The following is a 6,890-nucleotide window of genomic DNA, read 5'->3' as shown; positions in this document are numbered from 1 at the left end:
CCCGACCCCAGCAGCGCGCCCAGCGCGGCCCCCGCGCCCAGCCACACGACGTCGCGCACGCGGTGCAGCTCCCGCGAGCACGCCACCCGGCGCAGAAGCAGGGCGCCCAGCACGGCCTCCAGCGTGGCCCCGGCGGCGACCCCCAGGCCCACCCCCGGCGGCACATCCAGCGAAAGCGCCACCGTCCACGCGCCCAGGAACACGGCGGGCCAGCGCGACACGCCCCAGAGCATCAATCCGCCCAGCGCCACGCCCGACGGCAGCCAGACGGCGCTGATGTGGCTGCCCTCCGCCGCCAGCGACAGGCCCGCACGCGCGGCCACGAGGTACACGCCCGCCAGCGCGATGACCTCGACAAGGCCTCCACCCTGGAACGCCGCCGCCACACGGGCCTGATGCCGAGCTTGGATGATCACTTCCCCCCGTGCCTCCGGGCCTGGACATCCGGGCCGGAAGAACATGCGTCATGCTAGCGGGGACGCGGAGGCGTTGCACCCCATGCTTCCGCCTGCCTGCCCGGCGGCCAGGCGCTGTCCGACAGGTGATGCAATGGGGAGCCCGCCGGGCCGTAGCAGGAGGCAAGGAGGAACGAATCCATGTCGCGTCCCGGTCTTGCTGCGCTGCTGTCGTTCTTCATCCCTGGCGTGGGGCAGATCTACAACGGAGACATCCTGCGCGGGGTCTTCTGGCTCATCATCACCCCCGGCTTCTGGCTGGGCACGGGCGGGCTGCTGGGCTGGGTGTGTCACGTCATCGCCGCGGCCACCGCCTACAACCGCGCGGAGGACAAGGACCGCGAACGCCTGCGCTACGGCACCGGCTGAGCCACCGTCCGGACATGAAAAAGGGGCCTTCCAGCCCCTCCTCTACCGCCGCCCCGGCGCCTTCACAGGCCGGGGCGGTTTTTCATGCGCACCGCATCAGTCGTTGAACGCATCGGGCAGCGGCTGCGGCCCGGGGACGATTCCGGCGATGTCCGGATCGACGTCACCGGCAACGCGCTCGGGACGCTGATCCTTCTCCGTCTTGCGCTCGGCCTTCTTGGTGTCCTTCTCGCGCTGCTTCTGCTGGCGCGCCATTTCCTTCTGCCGCTTCGTGGACCTTCCCTGCATGGGACCTCCCGGGAGAAATTAGCGAAAAAGAGGTCCGGCCTCGTCAAGGCCGGACCTCGTGGGTGAGTGAAGAGTCAGCCGAGCCGGAAGGCTCAGACCGGACGGACGTTCTCCGCCTGCAGGCCCTTGGGGCCCTTCTTCACTTCGAACTCCACCTTCTGGCCCTCGGCCAGGGTACGGAAACCATCCGCCACGATCGCCGTGTGGTGGCAGAACACGTCCGGACCACCACTGTCCTGCGTGATGAAGCCGAAACCCTTCGCATCATTGAACCACTTCACCGTACCGCTTGCCATAATCTGCTTCCTTGTCCCACTGGCAGAAAGGCTTCATCGCCAGCCTGCCCGCCCCTGCATTCGGGGCCTAGACGGCGCCTTAACCCTGAACAGGCATGAAGTCGAGCCGGGAACCACTCCCGTCCTGGCTTCACGCCGTCGAAGGTAACAACCCGGGTCGTGCAGTGAAACGCCTTCTCGGGGCCGTCCATTTCCCGCTGGCTGACGCTCCGGCCAGCCAGGGGTGACACCCCGAAGCGGGGCGGGTGTTGAGGAATAGTTTCCGCCCCTGAACACTTCCACTCCGACGTCGCCTATCCTGGGGACGCCGGTCCCGTTCCACCCCGTCATCCAGACCCATGAGGCGTCCCTCCCCGTGACCAACCCCACCCGTGTGACCTTTGGCCAGCGCGATGCGTCCTTCGCCGAGGACCTCAAGCGTCGAGTCTCCGAATACTTCGAGACCCGGAACCTGTCCCAGCGGGCCAACGGGGCCATGTACGTGAAGGCCCTGGCCATCCTGGGCTTCACGTTCGGCGTCTACGGGCTGCTGCTCACGGGGTGGTTCGGTCCCTGGGCCATGCTGGGCATGGCGGTGCTGATGGGCGTGGGCATCGCGGGCATCGGCTTCTGCGTGGGCCACGACGGCGTGCATGGCTCCTACAGCGACAACGCGCGGGTGAACTCGGTGGTGGGGCTGGCGTTCGACCTCATCGGGGCGAACAGCTATATGTGGCGCATCACGCACAACGTGCTGCATCACACGTATACGAACATCCAGAACATGGATGAGGACCTGACGGTCAGCCCGCAGCTGCGCCTGTCGCCCCATTCCGAGTGGAAGCCGTACCACCGCGCGCAGCACCTGTACGCGTTCCTGGCCTACTCGCTGACCACCGTCTTCTGGGTGTTCGCCAAGGACTACAAGTACTTCTTCCAGAAGGACCTGGGCCCCTACAAGGACAAGAAGCACGCGCCGGCCGAGTGGGCGCGCCTCATTGGCATGAAGGCCGTGTACTACGGCTGGACGCTGGTGATTCCGTGGATGGTGCTGAACGTCACCTGGTGGCAGTTCGTGGTGGGCCTGCTCGCCATGCACATGACCGCGGGCTTCATCCTGGGCATCGTCTTCCAGCTGGCCCACGTGGTGGAGACCACCGAGTTCCCCCTGCCGGACGCCACCGGCAACGTGGAGGACGCGTGGATGGTGCACCAGCTGCGCACCACGGCGAACTTCGCCCGCAAGAACCGCCTGCTGAGCTGGTACGTGGGCGGGCTCAACTACCAGATTGAGCACCACCTGTTCCCCAAGGTGTGCAGCATCCACTACCCGGCGCTGAGCGAAATCGTGCAGGCCACCGCCAAGGAGCACGGCCTGCCCTACCCGGAGTCGGAGACCTTCCTGGGCGCGGTGGGGTCGCACTACCGGATGCTCAAGCAGTTGAGCCGCGCGCCGGTGCAGGTCCCCGAGCCGAAGCTGGCCGTGGCTGCCTGAGCCCCCCGTAGACGCCCGGAAGCCTCCAGGGGCCGTCCTCCTTCCAGGGAGGCGGCCCCTTCGCTTTGGAGGCCTCAGGCGGCGCGCAGCGCGGCCAGCAGGTCCGCCGCCGAGGACACGACCGCCTTCGCCCCGTGCGCCTGCAGTTCGGCCGGGCGGAAGCCCCACGTGACGCCCACGCCGTACATGCCCGCCGCCTTCGCGGTGTCCATGTCCACGGAGGTATCCCCCACGAAGCCGCACGCGGAGGGCGCCACGCCCAGTTCCGCCGCCAGGGCCAGCGCCGCGGTGGGGTCCGGCTTGCGCGGGATGCCCGGACGCTCGCCGTACACAGCCGCGAAGGACACCCCGGGCAGCAGCTTCGCCGCGAGCCGCTTCACGAAGTCGTCGGACTTGTTGCTGAGCACGCCCAGCCGCGCGCCGTCCGCCGCGAGCGCCTGGAGCACCTCCACCACGCCCGGGTAGACGCGCGTCCGGTCGAACAGGTGGGCGTCGTAGTAGGCGTGGTACGTGGAGAGCACCCGCCCCTGGAGCGCGGGGTCCGCCCCGCCGGTGGCCCGGTGCGCGAGCTGCGCCACGCCCTCGCCCACGAAGCGCAGGTAGGCGGCCTCCGGGTGCGGGGGCAGGCCGTGGTGCGCGAGCGCGTGGTTCATCGCCGCGGCGATGTCCCCCAACGAATCCACCAGCGTCCCATCCAGGTCGAAGAGCACGGCGCCAAGGGGCATGACGAAAAAGGCCTTTCTTCAAAACGCGAACGCCCCGACCCACGAAGGGGTCAGGGCGTCCGTGAATCAGGAGCGAAGCGTCGAAGCTTAATGCGTGGCGGCGGCGGTCTTCTCACCCGCGGCCGCGCCACCGGCCTGGATGACGGCGAAGTTGATGTTGCTATAGCCCGCCGTGGCGCAGCTGAACATCACGCGCTTGATGACCTTGAACTGAACGTCCTTGTTCGCCTGGATGTTCACGTCCCCCTTGAAGGTCTCCGTGCCGCCCGCCATGGAGTGGAGGTCCTCGAACTGCTTCTTCATGTCCCGCAGCTTCTCTTCCAGCGCGGGGATGTTGAGGTACTCGTCCTTGGTGAGGTCCTCCACCCGGCCCACGATGGTGCCCGACACGCTGACCTGGTCGTTGGACACCATCACCACCGGGTGCATCTCCACTTCCTTCACGTTGACCGCTTCGGGAAGGACGATGTCCTTGGTCATCATCAGCACCTCGCCCGTCGCGGAGAAGTTCGCGATGAGGAAGAGCACGATGATGACGAACATGTCGACGAGGGGCGTGATGAGCAGGTCCGCGTTCCCGTTCTTCTTGCCGTGCCCACCGTGGCCGAACACCTTGGAGTGCTCCAGCCGCTTGCCGTACCGCTTGCCCGGAACCTTGATACCCATGGCTTGAAGTGCTCCTGTTAGCCCATCGCCGCGGACACGGACACCTGGGGCAACCCAGAGCCAATGCACTCGTCGATGATGCGAACCAGGTCCTCGTAGCGGACCAGGTCCTCGGTCTGGAGGGTGATGGCGGCCTGATCCGGAAGCTGCGCCTTCAACTCCTTGAAGCGCGCCACCAGCTTGGTCAGGTCCGGCCGGCCCTTGTCATCCCGGGTGAGGGGAATGGGGTCGAAGGCGCTCTGGTCGGCGGTGAGCCGCATCTCCGTGGGAGACACCAGGAGGGTGAGCTGGACCGTCTTGGTCTTCTCCTCCGTCTCCTGCTCGTCCGAAGAGGCCCCGCCGGCCTGGGACACCTGGAGACGGCCGATCTGGGTCCAGACGGCCGTCATGATGAGGAAGCTGATGGTCACTGCCATCAGGTCGATGAAGGGCACCATGTTGATGGCGGTATCGAGCGGCTTCTTGCCACCCTTCCCACCTGTGCCCAGATCCATTCCGCCGGCCATGGCGACTACCTCCCTGCTCTACCGCGCTCTTCGCGCACGAACGACGTTTCAAGAAGACTCTGGGAACGGACGCGCCTGTCTGGGTCCACCACTTCGGGGCTACCAGACAGCGCGCCGGTGCATCCGGTTCCAACCCTGCGCTGCTTTGAGGAGGACTACTCCTCGGCGTGCGCGTGGGCGGACGCGGGGATGTTCAGGTTCTTGAACTTGTCGCGGTTGGCCACGATGAGGTTCAGCACGGAGACGCTGGTCTCATTGATGTCGTTGATGATGCTCTGGGTGCGGCCCATCAGCACGGAGAAGGCGACCAGCGCCGGGATGGCGGTCAGCAGACCGAAGCCCGTGCAGTTCATGGCTTCAGAAATACCGTTCGCGAGAATGGTCGCCTTGTCGGCCGGGTTCACGTTCGCCACGGCCTCGAAGCAGGTGATGAGACCGTTCACCGTTCCGAGCAGACCGGCGAGCATGGCCGCGTTGCCGAGCATCGCCAGGTAGCCCGTGCGCGCCTCCAGCCGAGGCGTCTCACGCAGGCTGGCCTCGTCGAGCGCCGCCTGGACCTCTTCCTGGCCCTTGGGGACGTTCATCAGACCGGCCTTGACGACGCTCGTCAGCGGCGTGGTCTTCTGGCCGGCCACGTAGTTGATGGCCTTGTCCAGGTCGCCCGCGTAGATGTGCTTCTTCAGCCCGCGCAGGAAGCCTTCCTTGTTGATGGAGGCCTTGCCGAACAGGACGATGCTGCGCTCGACGATGATGGCCAGCGCCACCACGAGGCACAGCGCGATGGGGTACATGCCCGCCTGACCGGACTCCCAGCGGCGACCCAGCTCCTGCATGAACGTCTCGTTGCCGCCGCCTGCGTTGGCGAGAATGGACAGATTGGTCACAAACCCCAGGTTCATCACTGATGGCCTCCAAATGGGCGGCGAAGCTCGCGCTTGCGAGCTGTTCCGGACTGCTTTCAACCGGGTGGACCTCCACCCAGGCCGTCAGCAGGAATAAGGGATCACGGTGGCGCGAGTCTAGGAACCGCTTCCAGACGTGTCAAGGCAGCCACCCCCAGCGTTAGTTACTGAAATCTCACAGGAATTTTGCGTTGGCGCGCGGCTTGCCAAGCTACTGGACAGGTTGCATGGCGAGCCCTTCCCAGCGGCTTCCGCGACAAGCGGGCCAGCGATTTGGGCACCTCCAGAGGCCGTGCTAGGGCGGGAAACCATGGCCAGGAAGCGCATCGGGGAGCTGCTGGTGGAACGCGGCGCGATCACGCCCGCCCAGCTTGAGGCAGGACTGACCGCCCAGCGGCAGACGCGGCAGCGTTTGGGCGTGACGCTCATCGGTCAGGGGGCCATCACGGAGGCGACGCTCGCCCAGGCCCTGAGTGAAGCGCTGGAGATGCCCCAGGTGGACCTGGCGGCGATCACCCCGGACTGGGCGGCGGTGCACCTCTTGCGCGCGCGCTTCTGCGAACAGCACGACCTGTTCCCCTTCGCGCTGGAGAGCGTGGGCGGCCGGCGCCAGCTGGTGGTGGCCATGGCGGATCCGCTCAACCTCACGGCAATCGAGGAAATCGAGTTCACCAGCGGCCTGAAGGTCAGCGGCCGGGTGACGGCGCTGTCCGCCGTGCGCGGCGCCATCCTGCGCTACTACCACAAGGTGCCCGTGGCGGCCGCTCCCAGGCCGGGGGCGGGCGCGGCGCCTGCAAGGCTTGCAAGGCCCGCACCGCCGCCCGCGCGCGCGCCCGTGCCGGTGGAGGACGACGAGGAGGTCATCGTCGGGGAGGAGCTGCCGGCGGCGGAGAAGACGCAGCGCACGTCGCTGGCGGACCTCATCCGCGAGCGCGAGGAGCAGGCGAAGCGGCGCCGGAGTGGGGGCGCGAGCGCGGCCCCGGCGGCGGACAAGCCCAAGGCGCCCGCGGGCGGGGTGCTGGATGACCTGGACTACCTCTTCGGTCAGGCGGCGCGCGAGGAGCCGGACCGGCTGGAGGAGCTGGAGCGCCGCTTCTGGGCGCTGATGCGCATCATGGCGCGCAAGGGCCTGCTGTCGAACGAGGAGTTCCGGCGCGAACTGGACGACGAGGCCGGCGAGGGCTGAAGCCCCCCGCGCGGCCCCGGCGG

At 67.4% G+C, this 6,890-nt stretch carries 10 protein-coding genes; 3 read left to right on the top strand and 7 right to left on the bottom strand.

Annotated features, from left to right (window positions below):
• A partial coding sequence (locus tag D7Y13_RS06445) for an MASE1 domain-containing protein (protein WP_244222324.1) occupies window positions 1–416 on the bottom strand: 416 nt, incomplete at its 3' end.
• Between the two features lie 180 nt (window positions 417–596).
• On the opposite strand from D7Y13_RS06445, the gene D7Y13_RS06440 reads away from it, so the two are divergent.
• Window positions 597–824 carry a hypothetical protein gene (locus D7Y13_RS06440; RefSeq protein ID WP_120584807.1) on the top strand — a complete coding sequence of 76 codons (228 nt, stop codon included), beginning with the start codon at window positions 597–599 and terminating at the stop codon, window positions 822–824.
• A 96-nt stretch (window positions 825–920) separates the two neighbouring features.
• Here D7Y13_RS06440 and D7Y13_RS06435 read toward each other — a convergent pair whose 3' ends face one another.
• Together D7Y13_RS06435 and D7Y13_RS06430 are read right to left on the bottom strand one after the other, a co-directional pair.
• Window positions 921–1,112: a hypothetical protein gene (locus D7Y13_RS06435; RefSeq protein ID WP_120534740.1), complete on the bottom strand. Its 192-nt coding sequence runs from the start codon at window positions 1,110–1,112 to the stop codon at window positions 921–923.
• 92 nt (window positions 1,113–1,204) lie between these two features.
• Window positions 1,205–1,408 carry a cold-shock protein gene (locus tag D7Y13_RS06430; protein WP_120534739.1) on the bottom strand — a complete coding sequence of 68 codons (204 nt, stop codon included), beginning with the start codon at window positions 1,406–1,408 and terminating at the stop codon, window positions 1,205–1,207.
• Between the two features lie 355 nt (window positions 1,409–1,763).
• On the opposite strand from D7Y13_RS06430, the gene D7Y13_RS06425 reads away from it, so the two are divergent.
• Window positions 1,764–2,882, top strand: coding sequence for a fatty acid desaturase family protein (locus D7Y13_RS06425; protein ID WP_120584808.1), 1,119 nt, complete (start codon window positions 1,764–1,766; stop codon window positions 2,880–2,882).
• Between the two features lie 74 nt (window positions 2,883–2,956).
• On the opposite strand, the gene D7Y13_RS06420 is transcribed toward D7Y13_RS06425, so the two are convergent.
• From D7Y13_RS06420 to D7Y13_RS06405, 4 genes are all read right to left on the bottom strand, one after another.
• Window positions 2,957–3,607, bottom strand: coding sequence for an HAD family hydrolase (locus D7Y13_RS06420; RefSeq protein ID WP_120584809.1), 651 nt, complete (start codon window positions 3,605–3,607; stop codon window positions 2,957–2,959).
• Window positions 3,608–3,694: 87 nt separating this feature from the next.
• Window positions 3,695–4,273: an ExbD/TolR family protein gene (locus D7Y13_RS06415; protein ID WP_120584810.1), complete on the bottom strand. Its 579-nt coding sequence runs from the start codon at window positions 4,271–4,273 to the stop codon at window positions 3,695–3,697.
• A 17-nt stretch (window positions 4,274–4,290) separates the two neighbouring features.
• The gene (locus D7Y13_RS06410; RefSeq protein ID WP_120534735.1) at window positions 4,291–4,779 is read right to left on the bottom strand and encodes an ExbD/TolR family protein; all 489 of its coding nucleotides are present in this window, start codon (window positions 4,777–4,779) and stop codon (window positions 4,291–4,293) included.
• A 155-nt stretch (window positions 4,780–4,934) separates the two neighbouring features.
• Window positions 4,935–5,678, bottom strand: coding sequence for a MotA/TolQ/ExbB proton channel family protein (locus D7Y13_RS06405; RefSeq protein WP_120534734.1), 744 nt, complete (start codon window positions 5,676–5,678; stop codon window positions 4,935–4,937).
• 313 nt (window positions 5,679–5,991) lie between these two features.
• Between D7Y13_RS06405 and D7Y13_RS06400 the strand changes: the two genes are divergently transcribed.
• Complete coding sequence (locus D7Y13_RS06400; protein ID WP_120534733.1) at window positions 5,992–6,867, top strand: cyclic di-GMP-binding domain-containing protein, MshE-related; 876 nt, start codon at window positions 5,992–5,994, stop codon at window positions 6,865–6,867.
• Window positions 6,868–6,890: the final 23 nt, after the last annotated feature.

Origin of the sequence: Corallococcus praedator (assembly GCF_003612125.1) — a bacterium.
GTDB classification, from domain to species: Bacteria; Myxococcota; Myxococcia; order Myxococcales; family Myxococcaceae; genus Corallococcus; species Corallococcus praedator.
Note: the sequence above shows the minus strand (reverse complement) of the source record. Positions and strands in the feature narration are given on the sequence as shown.

Bases quoted from the DNA above. Each gene is read 5' to 3' on its own strand.
- D7Y13_RS06440 (WP_120584807.1), top strand. From the start codon at position 597: ATGTCGCGTCCCGGTCTTGCTGCGCTGCTGTCGTTCTTCATCCCTGGC.
- D7Y13_RS06405 (WP_120534734.1), bottom strand. From the start codon at position 5,678: ATGAACCTGGGGTTTGTGACCAATCTGTCCATTCTCGCCAACGCAGGC.
- D7Y13_RS06415 (WP_120584810.1), bottom strand. From the start codon at position 4,273: ATGGGTATCAAGGTTCCGGGCAAGCGGTACGGCAAGCGGCTGGAGCAC.
- D7Y13_RS06420 (WP_120584809.1), bottom strand. From the start codon at position 3,607: ATGCCCCTTGGCGCCGTGCTCTTCGACCTGGATGGGACGCTGGTGGAT.
- D7Y13_RS06410 (WP_120534735.1), bottom strand. From the start codon at position 4,779: ATGGCCGGCGGAATGGATCTGGGCACAGGTGGGAAGGGTGGCAAGAAG.
- D7Y13_RS06400 (WP_120534733.1), top strand. From the start codon at position 5,992: ATGGCCAGGAAGCGCATCGGGGAGCTGCTGGTGGAACGCGGCGCGATC.
- D7Y13_RS06435 (WP_120534740.1), bottom strand. From the start codon at position 1,112: ATGCAGGGAAGGTCCACGAAGCGGCAGAAGGAAATGGCGCGCCAGCAG.
- D7Y13_RS06430 (WP_120534739.1), bottom strand. From the start codon at position 1,408: ATGGCAAGCGGTACGGTGAAGTGGTTCAATGATGCGAAGGGTTTCGGC.